General features: G+C 47.1%; 15 protein-coding genes. 6 read left to right on the top strand and 9 right to left on the bottom strand.

What is annotated here, in order from left to right; genetic code table 11:
- Positions 1-191 precede the first annotated feature (191 nt).
- Positions 192-1499, top strand: coding sequence for an N-acetylglucosamine-6-phosphate deacetylase (locus MJQ52_RS14925; protein WP_265210230.1), 1308 nt, complete (start codon positions 192-194; stop codon positions 1497-1499).
- A 29-nt stretch (positions 1500-1528) separates the two neighbouring features.
- Here the strand turns inward: MJQ52_RS14925 and MJQ52_RS14920 are convergent, their stop codons facing one another.
- The 3 genes from MJQ52_RS14920 to MJQ52_RS14910 all read right to left on the bottom strand — a co-directional run bounded on the left by MJQ52_RS14920 (position 1529) and on the right by MJQ52_RS14910 (position 4124).
- Positions 1529-2503, bottom strand: coding sequence for a LacI family DNA-binding transcriptional regulator (locus MJQ52_RS14920; RefSeq protein WP_070082404.1), 975 nt, complete (start codon positions 2501-2503; stop codon positions 1529-1531).
- A 68-nt stretch (positions 2504-2571) separates the two neighbouring features.
- Positions 2572-3240: a YczE/YyaS/YitT family protein gene (locus tag MJQ52_RS14915; protein WP_156735813.1), complete on the bottom strand. Its 669-nt coding sequence runs from the start codon at positions 3238-3240 to the stop codon at positions 2572-2574.
- Positions 3237-4124, bottom strand: coding sequence for a Cof-type HAD-IIB family hydrolase (locus MJQ52_RS14910; protein ID WP_094247484.1), 888 nt, complete (start codon positions 4122-4124; stop codon positions 3237-3239). The genes MJQ52_RS14915 and MJQ52_RS14910 overlap by 4 nt, the downstream gene beginning before the upstream one ends.
- A 436-nt stretch (positions 4125-4560) precedes the next feature.
- Here MJQ52_RS14910 and MJQ52_RS14905 point away from each other — a divergent pair, with 436 nt between their 5' ends.
- The 3 genes from MJQ52_RS14905 to MJQ52_RS14895 all read left to right on the top strand — a co-directional run bounded on the left by MJQ52_RS14905 (position 4561) and on the right by MJQ52_RS14895 (position 8490).
- Complete coding sequence (locus MJQ52_RS14905; RefSeq protein ID WP_071392309.1) at positions 4561-5418, top strand: MurR/RpiR family transcriptional regulator; 858 nt, start codon at positions 4561-4563, stop codon at positions 5416-5418.
- Positions 5419-5590: 172 nt separating this feature from the next.
- Positions 5591-7135, top strand: a complete 1545-nt coding sequence (gene gntK / locus MJQ52_RS14900; protein ID WP_007407372.1) for a gluconokinase — start codon at positions 5591-5593, stop codon at positions 7133-7135.
- A 26-nt stretch (positions 7136-7161) separates the two neighbouring features.
- Positions 7162-8490 carry a GntP family permease gene (locus MJQ52_RS14895; RefSeq protein WP_015418256.1) on the top strand — a complete coding sequence of 443 codons (1329 nt, stop codon included), beginning with the start codon at positions 7162-7164 and terminating at the stop codon, positions 8488-8490.
- 35 nt (positions 8491-8525) lie between these two features.
- On the opposite strand, the gene MJQ52_RS14890 is transcribed toward MJQ52_RS14895, so the two are convergent.
- The 5 genes from MJQ52_RS14890 to MJQ52_RS14870 form a co-directional block, all read right to left on the bottom strand.
- Positions 8526-9248, bottom strand: coding sequence for a LutC/YkgG family protein (locus tag MJQ52_RS14890; protein ID WP_003151581.1), 723 nt, complete (start codon positions 9246-9248; stop codon positions 8526-8528).
- Positions 9248-10678, bottom strand: a complete 1431-nt coding sequence (locus MJQ52_RS14885; protein ID WP_007407375.1) for a LutB/LldF family L-lactate oxidation iron-sulfur protein — start codon at positions 10676-10678, stop codon at positions 9248-9250. The genes MJQ52_RS14890 and MJQ52_RS14885 overlap by 1 nt, the downstream gene beginning before the upstream one ends.
- A 27-nt stretch (positions 10679-10705) precedes the next feature.
- On the bottom strand, positions 10706-11422 hold the full coding sequence (locus MJQ52_RS14880) for a (Fe-S)-binding protein (protein WP_007613889.1): 717 nt from the start codon (positions 11420-11422) through the stop codon (positions 10706-10708).
- Positions 11423-11602: 180 nt separating this feature from the next.
- Positions 11603-12793, bottom strand: coding sequence for a PLP-dependent aminotransferase family protein (locus MJQ52_RS14875; protein ID WP_094247483.1), 1191 nt, complete (start codon positions 12791-12793; stop codon positions 11603-11605).
- Between the two features lie 30 nt (positions 12794-12823).
- Positions 12824-13543 (bottom strand): FadR/GntR family transcriptional regulator, encoded by a 720-nt coding sequence (locus MJQ52_RS14870; protein WP_017418877.1) that lies wholly within the window; start codon positions 13541-13543, stop codon positions 12824-12826.
- Positions 13544-13748: 205 nt separating this feature from the next.
- On the opposite strand from MJQ52_RS14870, the gene lutP reads away from it, so the two are divergent.
- A complete protein-coding gene (gene lutP / locus MJQ52_RS14865; RefSeq protein ID WP_065180494.1) occupies positions 13749-15425 on the top strand; it encodes an L-lactate permease LutP in 1677 nt (558 codons plus the stop codon).
- Between the two features lie 37 nt (positions 15426-15462).
- Here the strand turns inward: lutP and rpoN are convergent, their stop codons facing one another.
- A complete protein-coding gene (gene rpoN / locus MJQ52_RS14860; protein ID WP_031304540.1) occupies positions 15463-16773 on the bottom strand; it encodes an RNA polymerase factor sigma-54 in 1311 nt (436 codons plus the stop codon).
- Between the two features lie 77 nt (positions 16774-16850).
- On the opposite strand from rpoN, the gene yvfG reads away from it, so the two are divergent.
- Positions 16851-17069 carry a protein YvfG gene (gene yvfG, locus MJQ52_RS14855; RefSeq protein WP_003151570.1) on the top strand — a complete coding sequence of 73 codons (219 nt, stop codon included), beginning with the start codon at positions 16851-16853 and terminating at the stop codon, positions 17067-17069.
- Positions 17070-17076 lie beyond the last annotated feature (7 nt).

The following is a 17076-nucleotide window of genomic DNA, read 5'->3' as shown; positions in this document are numbered from 1 at the left end:
TTGAGTTTTTAAAGGAGATTTTCAGGATATAAATGACAATAACGAGAAAATCGGGTGTATAAAGTTGAATAAAACACCTACTTTTTTACAAAAAATGATAATAAAAGGTTGATATGGTACGGGTTTCATACTTTAAGATGATGATGTGTCTTCACTGAATACTAAATAAACATTTCCAGGAGGCGTTTCCTATGCAGTCCAGCACATCATTTAACAGCCCGGCTTACCTTGAAACAAACGGAGTAATGAAAATCGCTGATATAACCTATAGTAATAATGAATGGCTGAACTTTGACATTGGAGGAGAAGGGATTTTTAAGAAATCAGGTTCTTATTTAGTTCCATCTCTTCCAGTAGAATTTCATTGTCATGGAATCGGTGACTATGATTTTAGCAATTTAGACCAATTAGATATTGAAAAGATCAATACACTAGCTGAAATAGAAGGGATTTTCTGTGTACCCTCTATCTTTCTTCCTCATAATCAATTAGATCAATTTGCATCCTTTATGAAAGAGTTCCATACACAAAAGAGAAAGGGACGTTACCGTAATATTTTAGGTATTTCACTAGAAGGACCATTATTGGCCAGCTTTGCAGGCACACCGGAAAAAGGGAATTGGGCACCCTTAAAAAAAGAATGGGAAAAGATCGCTTCATGTGGAGAATATGGTCTTATTTATACGGTACTGTCTCCAGATGCTATGACTGAAAACTCCTATCTAAAGAAATATATCACCGAAAAACATCCAAGTTTAGAATGGATTGTAGATACACTTGTGGAGGCTGGAGTAAAACCGGCGCTGGGTCACTTCCAAAAAGCATACCCGGAGGAAACCTCTGAACTTATAATGAAAGTTATAGATACAGCGCAAAAACGCAGCAAATACACTGGATCAGATGCCGTTTTAACAGATCATTTGTTTAATGATATGCCAAACAATTTTAAACACACCTGGAGAACACCCCAAGAAAGAGTACATAGATTAGAGGGGTTAAAAGATGCTCGGTTAGATAAATGGAACATAGATAATATCAACACACTTGTCGGAGAAGTACCCGGTACTTTGATGAGAGCCGCGAAAGAAGGTTTATTAACCATTTGTATGAATTTTGATAGTGAACATGTAGACTTAGAAGTTGCACGGCGGGTTGTAGAACTTGTTGGCTCTGAGGGTATTATAGCAATGACAGATCGCATTGACACAGATTCCATGTGCGGCCAATCACTGGAGAAAATTGAAGGGAATAATCTGTGGTATCAAGGAAAAGGGTATGTAGCGGCAGGCTCTTACACAATTGATCGGCTTATGCATAATATTCGTGCTATAGGTTTTAATGAGAAAGTTGTATGGAATATGACATCATTTGTGCCATTAAAAGCTTGTCATTTCCTAAATGAACTTGAAAACCTATCCATGAAGCCCTTCAGTTTTATAGATGAAACGAAAAAAAGAGCTCATTTCAAAGCGCCTGCCCCAGAGCTGATTCTGCGCTAAGCAAAAAAGACCACCATAAAGTGGTCTTTTTAAGTTGACTTTCTTTTAATAAGTTTTAGTTCCAACTTATTTATATTGGGGACATCTTTGTTATTCATTAAGTTATATAATAAATTTGCTGCTGTTTGTCCCAACTCTTTAATAGGTTGATGTATCGTTGAAAGTTCTATTACCTTAGATATCGGCTGATTATCAAATCCTATAACCGCCAGTTCTTCAGGTATTCGTATTCCCTGTCTTTTCGCTTCATAAATGATTCCCGCCGCAACATAATCACTTCCTACAACCATTGCCGCAGGACGAGGTGACTTATTTAGTAATAATTTTGCTATTTCTATACCATTCTCAATAGTGTACTGTTCCTCAAAGTACCAATTATCACTCCATTTCAATCCGTATTCATTTTGAAAGTGAAAAAATGATTTTTTTCTGCTTATGCCAACACCGCTCTTAGGATTTCCTATACACAGACCAATGGATTGATGTCCTTGATTTCGCAGATGATCTATTGCCATTTTGATTCCTGACTCATGATTAATAAATATATGTGCAACCTGTTTGCTTGCAGAAGCTTCACAGGAAACAATATTACCATACCCAGATATCTCGTCGAGTACGTGATGGGGGCTTACACAGGATCCCAAAATAAGACCGTCAATAAGTTTGTATTTCAATCTGTTAAAAAACTCCATTTCTTGTTCAGGATCGTTATTTGATTGGTGCACAAGTAAACTGTAATTATGTTTATTACACTCTTCGCCTATTCCGGCAATCAGTTTACTGAAAAACGGATGGTTGATTTTAGGAACAATGACTCCGAATACATTTGTCTTCCCCCTGGATAGGTTAATCGCGTTGAAATTCGGTACATAATTTAATTCCTTCATAGCTTTTAACACAGCGTCCCGCTTCTCAGGTTTTACATAAGGATGATTATTGAGAACTCTAGAAACTGTTGTCCGAGAAACGTTCGCTTTCTTTGCTATCTCTGTAATGTTTGTCATTACTGCTACTCCTTTTTAGACAGCGTTATCAGGATTTCACACTGAACAACACAAGGGAAAATAAGCATTTAATTCATTGTTTTATCATGGCCTGCATGAATATGTGCGCCTTCCTGTCCCACACTATAGATAGAACGGGGCTTCCCCATCTTGTGTAATAGTTTGTCAAATAAACCTACTAATATCCCCAGACACAGCAGCACAATGATGGTTCCTATCCCAATCGGCCCCTGAAGAATGATTGCAAGCACAAAAGCTAAAGCTTCCCCTATCGTCTTTGTAATATTAATACCCCAACCTGTACGTTCAGTAATAGCCAGCATTAATTCATCATTCGGTATCGAAGGAAAAGATGCTCTTAAATAAATAGCGATTCCCATAGCCAATATACACAACCCTATCAAAAATAAACTCCATTGAAGAATTACAGCATCTGTTTTTAAGAACGAAAGAACCTTTAAGTTTAAAAGGTCAACAAAACTTCCAATAATAACAATCGGAATAAAACCGGCTAGATTAGGAAACCGCATTTTTATGAGGCTGTTTATAAAGATAAGGATTCCTCCGACAATGAAAACCCATGACCCGATTGTAAGGCCAATGAGTTCTGATAAAGCCACGTTCAGAGCATCCCAGGGGGCAATCCCGGTATTAGATTTAATCATACATACAACCCCTACGGATAAAATAAACAATCCGACAATATAGATTAAACATCTTTTCACAAAATGGATCATGGCTGTATACTCCGCGGTTTAGGGTCTTCTTCTTTCGTCAGAATGTAGTGATCAAAAGCATAAGATACACCACACTCATCATTCGATAACGTTTTAAAAGCAGCCAATTGAATAAGCTTCTTATCTGCATTTCCCATGGCTATCCCTATTCCTGCTGCACGAAACATAGGCAGATCATTTAGATTATCACCTATTGCAATTGCATTCCGCGCATCCGTTCCATAATGTTCACAAAGTTTATTTAATGACGCTCCTTTATCTACTCCTGAACTTGTGATCTCGAGATTGAATGCTCCTGAACTCGTTACGGCACACTCCTTCAGTTGTGCAAAATATTCTTTTGCTTTTTTTAATTTTCTTCGATTTGGCGAAACGATCATACATTTTATGACATACCGATAATCGATAGGGTCAATTGTACCCGGTATTTCCTCTAAGCCGTATTGATGTATCTGAGCTTTAATAGAATTCCAAAATACTTCTTGATTAAAATGAGGTTCTTCCATTACTGTATTGTAAAGTTCTTTTTCAAGCTGCTGAATTCCTTGATTTGATACGACAATTTTGTCAGATAAGTAAAGCTGATAATAGATTTCTTCTTTATTTAACCATGTGATGATAGGTTGGATTACATCTGAATCCATAAAATGTTCGAATATGACCTGATTTCCCACATCAATTTGAGCGCCGTTTGAAGCAATGATCGGAAAATCCAAATCATATTTATTGATGATGTGTTTTGCATCAAATAAAGCTCTCCCTGTAGCGATTGTTACAAGATGACCTTGTTTTTGTCCGAGCTTTAAAGCTCTTACATCTTGTTCTTGGATAGTTAAGTTCTCTGATAACAGCGTGCCATCTAAGTCAATTGCAATTACTTTCATGTGAATTTCCTCCTCAGAGTTTAAAAATCATTGAAAGTATAATGTATGGTACGCGTTTCAGAGCAATTAGATTATTATATTAATTTGAAGTTTTTCTGAGAAGCTGATTAGACTCTGCTTCCCAAGTGTTCTCCTGCTTAATAATCCTTCTCTTTTGATCAATCCAGTTAATAAAGAACTGACTGCTAATGGCGGAACACTAATTTGAAGAAATTCATCTGAACTTCAAGCGCCGGCAACTTGGGCACCGGCACTTTTCAGAGAACGATCACTTTTTGTAAAAATCGGATGTCTGAAGTGTCATTGAGGCGGTTTCCCCGATATACTTTTCTCTTTTCTTTCATTTGCGGTAAAGAAAGCAAAACCTGATTCCCTTATGACAGAACTTGCTTTATCATAAAAGTATGCGTTTACATTCGAGTAGGGAGGTTATAGCATGACCCCTGTGAATTCAAGCAGCATCGGGAAAATTCAGGCGGCCAGCAAAGGTTTGTCGCCAAAATTGAGAGCGATTGCAGACCATATCGTGAAGGAACCGAAAGACGTGGTTCACCTTTCCATCATTCAGCTGGCGGAAAAAACGAAAAGCTCTGAAGCGACGATTTTCAGGCTGTGCAAGCGGCTCGGTTTTTCCGGCTATCAGGATTTAAAAATCGCGCTTGCTCAGGAGATCGTTCAGGAGCCGGTGCAGCACATTCATGAAGAAATGAGCCCCGACGACGATATCGAAGTCATCATCCGGAAAGTTTTCCGCACAAACATTTCCGGTCTGACCGATACCTTTCAATTATTAGACCCGGCCGACGTTGAAAAAGCGGTAGAAATGATCCACCTCGCAGACAGAATTGAATTTTACGGAAACGGCGGTTCCGGGCTGATCGCCACTGACGCGTATCATAAATTTATGCGTACGGGTATAAATTGCATCGCGCACACGGATTCTCACTTTCAGGCGATGTCAGCGGGTCTTCTCGGTCCCGAAAGCGCAGTCATCGGCATTTCTCATTCGGGGAGCAACAAGGACGTGCTCGACGCGGTGAAAACGGCCAAATCGCTCGGCGCCGGCACAATCGGCATTACAAGCTACCAAAAGTCTCCGCTCACCCAGATTTCCGACGTTGTGCTGTATACATCAACAAGGGAGACGGCTTTCAGAACGGAGGCGATGTCCGCAAGGCTTGCCCAGCTGTCGGTCATTGATACACTGTATTTCGCCACGGCCCGGCTGCGGCAGGAGAAAACGCTCGCCAACTTGCAGCAAATCAGAAAAATGATCGCGCACAAACGTTTGTAATATTTATTTTTCAAAAGAGAGAATGCCGATACAGCGGGAATTGAGGCAATTTTATGAAAAAAATTTTCTTCTTCATCGTTGATTTATAAAAAAATTATTCCTATAATTGACTTTGTAAGGGCATACATTATAAATCTATCTTATTATTCAATCAGATTAGGCGGGATATATTATGAAGGAAACCCAAGCTGTTATCGGTCTGGATATCGGCACGACCAGTACGAAAGCCGTTCTGTTCGGACCAAGAGGCAAAGTGTTAGCCAAGCATTCGGTTCACTATGATTTAATACAGCCAAAGCCGGCATGGGCCGAGCAGGATCCTGAGCACATTTTGGAAGCGGTGATCGGAAGCATCAGGGGCGCCGTCACAAAGGCCGGACTGAGTCCTGACAATCTGCTTGCAATCGGCATCAGCACCGCCATGCACTCATTGATAGCTGTCGATCAAAACGGCGGCCTGCTGACCAAAAGCATCATTTGGGCGGACAACCGCAGCGCCGAGCAATCAAAACGGATTTTAAAAGAGATGAACGGTTTTGATATTTATAAAAGAACGGGTACGCCGATTCACCCGATGTCTCCGCTTTCCAAAATTGTGTGGATGAAAGAACAGGATAAGGAGACATTCGCGAAAACCGCCAAATTCATCAGTATTAAAGAATATATTCTGCACGAGTTTTTCGGAACTTATGTCGTCGATTATTCGATCGCTTCGGCAACGGGGCTGTTCCGATTAGATACGCTTTCCTGGGATGAAGAAGCGCTCCGGATTGCCGGAATCCGGGAAGATCAGCTGTCGGACATCGTGCCGACCACTCATCAGCTGCGCGGCCTTGCGCCGGAAATCGCTGCACGGATGGGCATTCATGCGGATACACCGTTTATTATCGGCGCAAATGACGGCGTGCTCGCCAACCTGGGAGTCGGCGCGATCGGCAAAGGCGAAGTGGCCGTTACGATCGGAACAAGCGGAGCCGTGCGTTCGGTGACGGATGCGCCGATTACGGATGAAAAAGCGCGGACATTCTGTTACGCGCTGACTGACAAGCATTGGGTCATCGGAGGCCCGACGAATAACGGAGGCATTATGCTGCGCTGGCTTCGAGACGAATTCGCTTCTCCGGAAGTTGAAACGGCGAAGCGGCTCGGCATTGATCCGTACGATTTAATGATTGATATTGCTGATAAAGTGCCCGCAGGCTCTGAGGGATTGCTGTTTCTGCCGTTTTTATCAGGGGAGCGCGCGCCGTTTTGGAACCCGAATGCCCGCGGAACGTTTTTCGGCATCAGCCTCCGCCATAAACGGGAGCATTTTATCAGAGCGGTGCTGGAAGGCGTCATCATGAGCGTCTTTTCAATCGGTGTCGCACTGAGAGATTTGGCGGGCCCCGCAAAAGACGTGCGGGCTTCGGGAGGATTTGCGAGATCGCCGCTGTGGAGGCAGATTTTGTCCGATACGATGGGACGGGAAGTCCTCGTTCCGGAAAGTTACGAAGCCTCTGCGCTCGGAGCGGCCGTTCTCGCTTTGCACAGCCTTGGCGAAATGGAACGGATCGAGGATGTTCAGGACTGGATCAGAATTTCGCACCGCCATGAACCGAACGTCAAAAACAGCGAAACATATATTGAGCTGTTTTACTTATACGAGCGGCTGTATGACAAGCTCAAAGATGAATTTGACGTCATCAGTGAATTTCAGCTCAAACAAAGCCGTTAATTCTTCTTTGAAAGGGTGAAAAGGTCATGTTACTGTTTATTGTCATTGCCGCTATTATCGTTTTACTCTTATTGATTACGGTCGCTAAGTTAAATCCTTTTATCAGTCTTTTGATTACATCCATCCTTGTCGGTTTCGCAACGGGCATGAATCTGCCGGACATTATCACTTCGATGAAAACCGGGCTCGGCAATACGCTTTCGCTGCTTGCGATCGTGCTGGCCCTCGGTACGATGCTCGGCAAAATGATGGCTGAATCAGGCGGTGCGGAGCGGATCGCCCACACCCTGATCGGCCGCTTCGGCAAAAAGAAAGTGCATTGGGCGATGATGGCCGTCGCTTTTATTGTCGGCATCCCGGTCTTTTTCCAGGTCGGCTTCGTCCTGCTCGTGCCGCTTTTATTTACGATTGCGATTGAAACCGGGGTTTCATTAGTGACGATCGGGATTCCGCTCCTTGCGGGACTTTCCGTCGTGCACGGATTGGTTCCGCCCCACCCGGCGGCGATGGCGGCTGTCGGCATTTATCACGCCAATGTCGGAAAAACGATTTTGTTTTCTTTAATCGTCGGCATTCCGACTGCCATCATCGCGGGGCCGCTTTACGGAAAATGGATTGGTAAGCGCATTCATAAACCCGTTCCCGAACTGTTGAAAAAACAATTTATTGAACGGAATGAAAAACGCAAGCTTCCGGGATTCGCAAATACATTGTTTACGATATTGGTACCGGTGATCCTGATGCTTATGGCCACGCTTGCCGAAATTGCGCTTCCGGAAAAAAGCACGCTCTATGAAACTTTTAAATTTATCGGCGACCCTGTCACGGCGCTTTTGATCGCCACGGTTTACTCCTTTTTCAGCCTTGGTTTTTATCAGGGCTTTGACAGAGAAAGCATTTTAAAATTCAGCAATGACTGTCTGGGACCGATTGCTTCCATTCTGCTTGTGATCGGAGCCGGCGGCGCTTTTAACAACGTCCTGATTGATTCAGGCGTCGGCACGTATATCGCTGACATGGCGAAACACTCAAGCTTCTCTCCCGTTCTTTTAAGCTGGACGATCGCGGCGGTCATCCGTGTCGCCACGGGTTCAGCGACTGTCGCCATGATGACGGCGGCCGGCATTGTTGCTCCGATTGCATCTGTCATGCCGGGCGTCAGCAGCGAGCTTCTCGTTTTGGCAACGGGAGCGGGCTCTTTGATTCTGTCACATGTCAATGACTCCGGTTTCTGGCTCATTAAAGAGTATTTCGGAATGACGGTAAAAGAAACGTTCCTGACATGGACGGCGATGGAAACGATTATTTCTGTCAGTGCGATCTGTTTTATCATGATCATTAACGCGTTTATATAAAAACAAACCCCGGCCGCAAACCGGGGTTTGTTTTTTTATCGGTCATTCACAAGGATATAAGCGGCTTTAACGGGTCCGTGGACGCCGACAACCAAATCCATTTCGATATCGGCCGAGTTGCTCGGTCCGGTAATATAGTTGATGCAGGAAGGAACGGTGACGCCGTCTCTGATCTGCTGTTTCAGTATATCGCTGGCCTGTGTCATTCTCGGCACAATAGAAGATTTCGGGATGATTGCGATATAGGTGGTCGGAAGCAGGCTGACGGAACGGCCGGCATGCTCTGACGCATACAAAACGACGGTGGCTGATTCCGCAAGCGTGATCTCGCTGAATGTGATGCCCACATTCGCTTGTTCCGCTTTTTCAATATTTTTCGCTCCTTGTTCCGCGTCCCATTCCCAAACGGAAATCCCTTCGTCCGGCCACTCTTCTGTCATAAGGGTCTGCAAGCCGTACATTTCAAACCGGCTGTCCTTCGGAATGATGACAGGCCCTCCTTCAAAGCGGTTCACCTGCGCGCGCAAAGCGTCGTAAAGCCCGGCTGCATCCGTTTCGATCAGTTCGGTATGAATGTTGACGCAGTGGTCTTTCAGCATCGTGACAAGATCGTCTTCCGTACAGTCCGCATGCGTTTGATATTGAGGCTGATACTTCCATTCAGGCAGGGACACGCCTGATTTCCTGCGCTCTCTGCCCAGACTTCCGGCGATCCGGTTTAGAAAGGATTCCTGATGTGTAACCGTCCCTTTCATCATCATTCTTCCCCCTTTTGTTTTTCCCGGTCTTTAAACCAATCTCTGAATCTCGATTTATGCGGCGCAGGGAAGTCCCGTATTGCCGTCCATTCTTTTAACGGCCCCGGCCCTTTTGATATTTTGTCATCCTCCGTAAACGGCGTCATGGCGGCAGGCGCCCATTTCGATCCCATTTTATAAAGGGACGGGGATGACGAGCCGAGCCCGAAGGCTTTCATCGCCAGTTTTTCGCTGATCGGCGCTTTGCCCTCTTTTTCCACAATGTTCTGCCGATGCTTGAGCAGCAGCTCGTGCAGCGGAATTTTAACCGGACACGCTTCCGTACAGGCCGCGCATAAGGAAGATGCGTACGGGAGCTCCTTGTATTCGTCATATCCGCCGAGAAGAGGCGATAAGACGGCGCCGATCGGACCCGAATAGATGGACCCGTACGAGTGTCCGCCGACATGCCGGTACACGGGACAGACGTTGATGCAGGCGGCGCAGCGGATACATTGCAGCACCGATTGGAATTCCGTGCCGAGTATGCGGGAACGCCCGTTATCCACAACCACGAGGTGGAATTCCTCAGGCCCGTCAGCTTCTCCTTGCTGCCGGGGGCCCGTCAGCGCCGTAATGTAACTTGTAAGCCGCTGGCCGACCGCGCTTCTCGTCAGCATGCTGACAAGCACTTCAAACTCAGAAAATGAAGGAACGATCCGCTCCATTCCCATCACGGTGATCTGCGTCTTCGGCAGCGCGGACACAAGGCGGCCGTTTCCTTCGTTTGTCACGAGACTGACCGATCCGGTATCCGCGATTGCAAAGTTGCAGCCCGTGATGCCGACATCCGCTTCGAGAAATTTTTTCCGGAGGACGCTGCGCGCGTGCATGACGAGCTCTTCCGGTTTTTCCGTCTGTTTGTATTCGAGTCTCTCTTTAAACACGTCACGGATCTGCTCTTTGTTTTTGTGAAGAGCGGGAGCAACGATATGTGACGGCGGATCGTGATCGTCAATCTGGAGAATGTATTCGCCGAGATCCGTTTCTGTGACTTCACAGCCCTCTTCCTCAAGCACTTCGTTCATATTGATTTCTTCTGTCACCATGGATTTGGATTTTACGATTTTTTTGGCGTTTTTCTGACGGATGACATCGCGGATATAGGAGGACGCTTCTTCCGCCGTTTCGGCGAAAAAGACATGCCCGCCTCTGTTGGCGACGTTTTCGGCGAGCTGTTCCAAATAGAAATCAAGATTGTCCAGCACATGCTGTCTGATTTCTTCCGCATGGGAACGCCAATCCTCCCAGTTTCCCAATTCCTCGGCCGCCTGAAGCCTTCTTGTCCTGAGCCGTTCCTGCGCTCCGGAGACGGCTCCTCTCATAAACTCATTATCTATTCCTTCTGATACCCGCTCTTTAAAAGCGGCGGTACCGATTTTCATCGCCATGATTTTACCCCCTTGTTGTTTCTCGTCTTATCTGCTGTTCAGCACTTCTGCGATGTGCATGACTCTGACGTTTTTATCCTTACGGTCAAGACGCCCGCCGATATTCATCAGACATCCGCAATCCGCCCCGATCAGCACCTCGGCCTCCGTGTCTTCCACGCAGGCGACCTTCTCATCCACCATTTGTTCAGAGATTTGCGCCATTTTCACAGAAAATGTTCCTCCGAATCCGCAGCATTGGTGCTTTCCGGGAAGCGCGGTCAGCTCGAGCCCCTTGACATGGCGCAAAAGCTTCATCGGCTCCTCCGACACGCCGAGCAGCCTCGTCATGTGGCATGATGTATGGACTGTCGCTTTTTTATGCAGCACCGCCCCGACATCCTCCACCCCGAGAACGTTGACGATAAAATCTGTTAACTCATATGTTTTGTCCGCAAGCTGCTGCGCTTTTGCGGCCCACTTCGGATCGTCCTGAAACAGATGCGGATATTCACGGAACATCGTCGTACAGGAACCTGACGGGCTGACGACGTACTCCGCTTCTTCAAACGCGGCAATCATCCGCTTCATCGCTTTTTTCGCATCCGTCACATACCCGCTGTTGTATGCGGGCTGCCCGCAGCAAATCTGCCCCTCGGGAAAATCCACCTCGCACCCGAGCCGTTCCAGCACCTCAACCGTCGCCTTTCCGACATTGGTCTGAAACATATCCACAAGGCACGTGACAAATAATGAGACTTTCATGATGAACCCCTCTTTCATCCTCAGTATGTGATCTGGTCATCTGATGACCTGTTTTTGGAAAGCTCTATGAATATCCTACACTATTCTGAATATGGATTGGAAGGTTTTTCTGAAAAATCCTTTCGCCCGATGCGCTGAAGGGTGCAAAAAAAGAGAAGCCTGAAAGCTTCCCATGCTGCTCTACATCCCGTTTTTCAGCAGGCGTCCCAGTTTTTGCACACCCTCTTTTATCGCGCCTTTACCGGCAAAACTGAACGACAGGCGGAGATATTCGGCACCGTCTTCCTGATGCGGAAAAAAATATTTTCCGGGTACATAGGAAACGCCGTGAGACAGAGCCCGCGCCAGCATTGCGGACGTATCAGCCCCCGGCGCTTTCACCCATACAAAGTAACCGCCTTCAGGCACGTGCCAGGATGCGGATTCCGGAAGATATCGCGCTGATGCGGCGAGCAAAACATCACGTTTGCTTCGATATGCTTCCCGCAAGGCGGCGAGCCGTTCTTCAATATTCGTTTGTTCCAGATAGACGGCGGTCACCGCTTGGGAAAACGGGTGGCCTAAGTCTTTTTTTAACCATGACAATGCCGTAATGAATGCGGCGTCCCCTGCAATCCAGCCGATCCTCATACCCGGGGCGATGACTTTTGATAATGAACCGGCGTACAGCACCCGGCCGTTTTGATCCATGGCTTTCAAGGGCGGCGGAATATCGGTGAATCCGAGCTCGCCGTATGCATCATCCTCCAAGATGAGAAAATCATACGCTTCGGCAAGCTGAAGCAGGCGGGTTCTCCGCTTCGCTGACATTACGGTTCCCGCAGGATTCTGAAAAGCGGGTATCGTGTAGAGAAGACGGGGAATCAGAAGCCCTTTTCGTTTTCTTTCCTCAAGCATGAACGCTAATGTTTCTGTTTGCAGGCCCTCTTGATCTGTCGGAATGCTCATGATATGCGGTGTGTAATTTTTAAAAATCTCGAGCGCTTCCATATAAACCGGAGCTTCAACGGCAGCGGCGGTTTGTTCATCGAGGAAAACCCGGGCTGCCAGATCTATCGCCTGACAGGCGCCTGACGTCACGAGCAGCTCATCGTCCCGACAGTGAATGCCGCGGGTGGCTAACCGTTCTTGAATCTGCTTTTTTAAAACGGCCGTCCTCGGGCTTCCCATATAATGCAGCGGCAGATCGCGCTCCTCATCCAGAAGGTGGGCGGCGGCTTCTTTCAGCTCCTTATCAGGAACGAGTGCGGGATCGGGATAGCCGGAATGCAGGGGGATGCACGCTTTCGGAACTGCCGGCATCCATTCCCCGGGAGGATCGTTTGTCAGAGCTTTCTTTACATGGTCAGAAAAAAAAGATTCGGCCTGCATGTGATGTTATCCCCTTTCACAAGTCAGCTTCTATACATTTTCTTCAAAATAAGCCCCCAGCACTTCTTCCACATTCGTCAGATGCGCCGTCATCGCCGCTTCCGCTTCATCCGCGTCTCCAGCGGCGACGGCGCTGTAAATGCGTTCATGCTCTTCATACAATCGCTGCACGCTCGTTCGTTTAGAAAACAGCCAAATTTTTCTCGTTTCTCTCATTGTTTCCAAAAGGAGCGCGGAGACATGATTCATGAGATGCTTAAGCAGCCCGTTTTGTGATGCTTCCGCCAGCGCCATGTGAAAGGAGAAATCTGCTTTTTCGCCCAATTCTTCATCTCCGTCGATGTCTTTCATCTCCAAGAGAGCTTGGCGGATTTTTTGTAAATCGTCTTCGGTGCGTTTTTCAGCGGCCATGGCGGCGACGCCGAGTTCAAGCAGCTTTCTGACTTCGAGCAGCTGTTTGACGTCCTCTTTTTTCATCAAGAGGGCGGAAGAAAGCGGCTGGGAAACATGAGACGGCTCAAATTCTCTTATGTATGTGCCTTCTCCCTGCTTCATGTCGACGAGCCCCATCGCTTTCAAAGCCGACAGCGCTTCTCTGACCGCCGAGCGGCTGACCTGAAAACTCTCAGAAAGCGCCTGAACGGAATCAAGCTTTTCACCCGGCTTAAGCTCGCCCGCTTTTATCTTCTCCAGCAATGCGTCAGCGACTTCTTCGTAGATTTTTTTCGTTTTAATTTGTTTATATTTCAACGCGATCACCCCGTCACTTGTGAATCTTGATGTTTATCGTCTATTATACTTCTTTTTTCGCACCGCCGACAGGTTCAGACAATTTGTTCAAGAAAAGTATTGTACTTTCAAAACTTTCAAAATATAATGCTAATTAACCCGGTCATCAGATGACCTTATCATAAAAAGTAATCGCTTACATGACATAAGGAGGGGTTTTTTAGGGATGCAATGGACACAGGGGTACGCTCCTTTAGGGGGAAATTTGCTTTTATCGGCAGCTTGCGCGCTCGTGCCGATTATCTTCTTTTTTTGGGCGCTTGCGGTGAAACGGATGAAGGGGTACATCGCGGGGCTTTTCACGTTAGCCGTTTCACTTTTAATCGCTGTATTTGTTTACGGCATGCCGGCGGAAAAAGCGGTGATGTCCGCTTCTCAGGGAGCGGTGTACGGGCTGCTTCCGATCGGCTGGATTATCGTCACATCGGTCTTTCTGTATAAAATCACCGTGAAAACGGGACAGTTTGAGATTATCCGGAGTTCGGTGCTCTCAATTACAGATGATCGGCGTTTGCAGGCGCTGCTCATCGCCTTTTCATTCGGGGCGTTTTTAGAAGGCGCCGCCGGTTTCGGCGCTCCCGTCGCGATCTCGGCCGCTTTGCTCGTCGGACTTGGTTTTCAGCCGCTGTATGCGGCGGGAATTTGCCTGATTGCCAATACGGCCCCCGTTGCCTTCGGTGCGATCGGCATTCCGATTACCGCCGTCGAAGGTCCGACCGGGATACCTGCAATGGAAATTTCCCAAATGGTCGGCCGGCAGCTTCCGTTTTTATCCGTCTTTATTCCGCTTTACTTAATCATTTTAATGAGCGGGTTTAAAAAGGCTTTTGAGATATGGCCGGCCATTCTTGTTTCCGGCGTCTCCTTTGCGGCCGTGCAGTACGCAAGCTCGAATTTTTTAGGGCCTGAGCTGCCGGATGTGCTGTCGGCGCTTGTTTCCATGGCCGCGCTCGCTCTGTTTTTGAAATTTTGGAAACCGAAAACGGCCTTTCGTTTCGCCGCAGAACGGGAATCAGCAGCGGCCGCTGACCGGGCGCCGATCAAGTACGGGGGCGCCGCGGTGTTTAAAGCGTGGTCTCCTTTCCTTCTTCTGACGGCCATGATATCCGTTTGGGGGATTCCCGGCGTGAAGGCTGCCTTAACCGGTCATTATGAAGGAACGTCAATGTGGCTTTCCTGGCTGAATGCAGCCGGGCGCGCATTGACCTTCACGCCTCCCGTCCCATTTGTAAATCAGCAGATTCTTCAGGCGGACGGCACGCCGATTGAAGCCGTATACAAGCTTGAGCTTTTCGGTTCAGCGGGGACGGCGATTCTGATTGCCGCCGTCATCTCCAAGTTCGCCCTCGGCATGTCGTGGAAGACGTGGGGCGAAGCGTTTATTGAAACGGTGAAAGAGTTAACGCTTCCGGTTGTGACCATTGTTTCTGTTGTCGGCTTTGCTTATGTGACGAATGCTTCCGGCATGAGCACGACACTCGGTCTTGCGCTTGCCATGACGGGCGCGATGTTTACCTTTTTTTCGCCGGTGCTCGGCTGGCTCGGCGTATTTATTACCGGCTCTGATACATCGGCCAACCTATTGTTCGGCGGATTGCAAAAGGTGACGGCGCTCTCTGTCGGGATGGACCCGGTTCTCTCCGTTGCCGCCAATTCATCAGGCGGTGTCACCGGAAAAATGATTTCTCCGCAATCCATTGCGGTTGCCTGTGCCGCTGTCGGTCTGGCGGGCAAGGAAGCCGACCTTTTCCGCTTTACGATTAAGCACAGTCTGTTTTTGCTTCTGCTCGTCTGTCTCATTACATTTTTACAGCATCATCTGTTTTCATGGATGATCCCGTAACACGGAGAACCTCCCCGGGGTTTGGCTCGGGGAGGTTTCAGCTGTACCGTTTTCTCGCCGATGACGGCGGAATATTTAATTGGTCACGGTATTTGGCGACGGTGCGCCTTGAGATTCGGATGTCATATTGTTCATGCAGCAGATCGGCAAGCTTTTGGTCTGAAAAAGGTTTCTTTTTATCTTCTTTATGGACCAATTCCTCCAGATGCGCTTTTACGGCATAATTGGAGGCGCCGCCGTCCCCCGATGATTCAGCTTTCGCCGAGAAAAATGTTTTCATTTCATACAGTCCGTACGGCGTCTGAACGTACTTCCCTTTGATGGCCCGGCTGATCGTTGATTCGTGGAGCTCCAGCGTTTCCGCCACCTCTCTTAAGGTCAGCGGCTGCATTCCGCTTTTTCCTGTGAGAAAAAAGGATTCCTGCCGTTCAGTCAGGACGCCGATAATTCTCGTGATCGTTTGTTTTCTTTGCGACAAAGCCCGGTTCAGCCAGCGCCATTCCTGATATTTTGCCGACAGATAATTTTTCGTGTCACGGCACCCGGCAGCTGACAAGAGCGGCTGATAATGGGTATGAAGCTGGATGTCAGGAAACGAACGGCTGTTGAGCCGCGCTTGAATGATGCCGTTTTTCACTGTGATGAAAATATCCGGTTCCACGTAAAAACCCGGCTCCTCATGCGCATAACGGAGCCCCGGCCTCGGATCAAGGGCGCTGATCATGTCAGCGATGTCCTGAATGTCTTTAAGCGGAATGCCCGTTTTTGTTGTAAGCGCTTTCCAGTTCTTTCTTGCAAATAGCTCAAAATAGGCTTCGGCAATCCATTCCGCCTGTTCGTTCCGCTCAGGAAGACGGCGGAGCTGAAGAAGGATGCATTCCTGCAAAGACCGGGCGCCGATTCCCGCGGGCTCAAGGGATTGAAGCTTTTTCAGAACCGCTTCCGTCTCCTCTTGTGAAGCGGATACATGGTCGGCGGCAGCTGGTATGTCCTCTTTTAAATATCCGTTTGAGTCCAATGAATGTATCAGATAATTGAAAATCTTTTTCTCATCATCGGACAGCTTCATGTCTAAGGCTTGCTGTTTGAGCGAATCCTGCAGCGTTTTGCGGGTATGTCTGATCTGCTGGCTTCCGTCCCGTTCTTTCATCCTGTTTTTATTTGTTTTATGGTAAGATAGTGGCGGCGTGTCTGTTTCCTTTCGTTCAATCAGAGGGTTTTCCAGTGAGAGCTCATCAATATATCCGGCCAGTTCCGCGGAATTGTATCCGAGTAATGTGATAGCCTGTTTAAGCTCTTGCGTTAATTGAGGCTTTAACATTTGTGTTTGCTGAAGTTTGATATCCATCATGCTCACTCCCCTTTTTTCATTGTACATGATTGGTTTCATACCGTATATACTTATTAAAAGGAGTTGCTTTATAGATGTCAGAACTTTTTTCTGTTCCTTATTTTATTGAAAACTTTACACAGCACATTGAAATGAATCCGAATGAAGACCGAATTCATGCGATGAACAGCTATTACCGCTCCGTCGTCTCAACCCTTGTTCAGGATCAGCTGACGAAAAACTCGGTTGTGCTCAAAAGAATTCAGCATTTGGATGAGGCGTACAACAAAGTAAAACGCGGAGAAACAAAATAAACCTTCC

The sequence above is a fragment of the Bacillus sp. jun7 genome (assembly GCF_051034795.1).
Lineage (GTDB): Bacteria > Bacillota > Bacilli > Bacillales > Bacillaceae > Bacillus > Bacillus velezensis.
The sequence above is the reverse complement of the archived record's forward strand: the minus strand, read 5'-3'. Positions and strand labels throughout refer to the sequence as shown.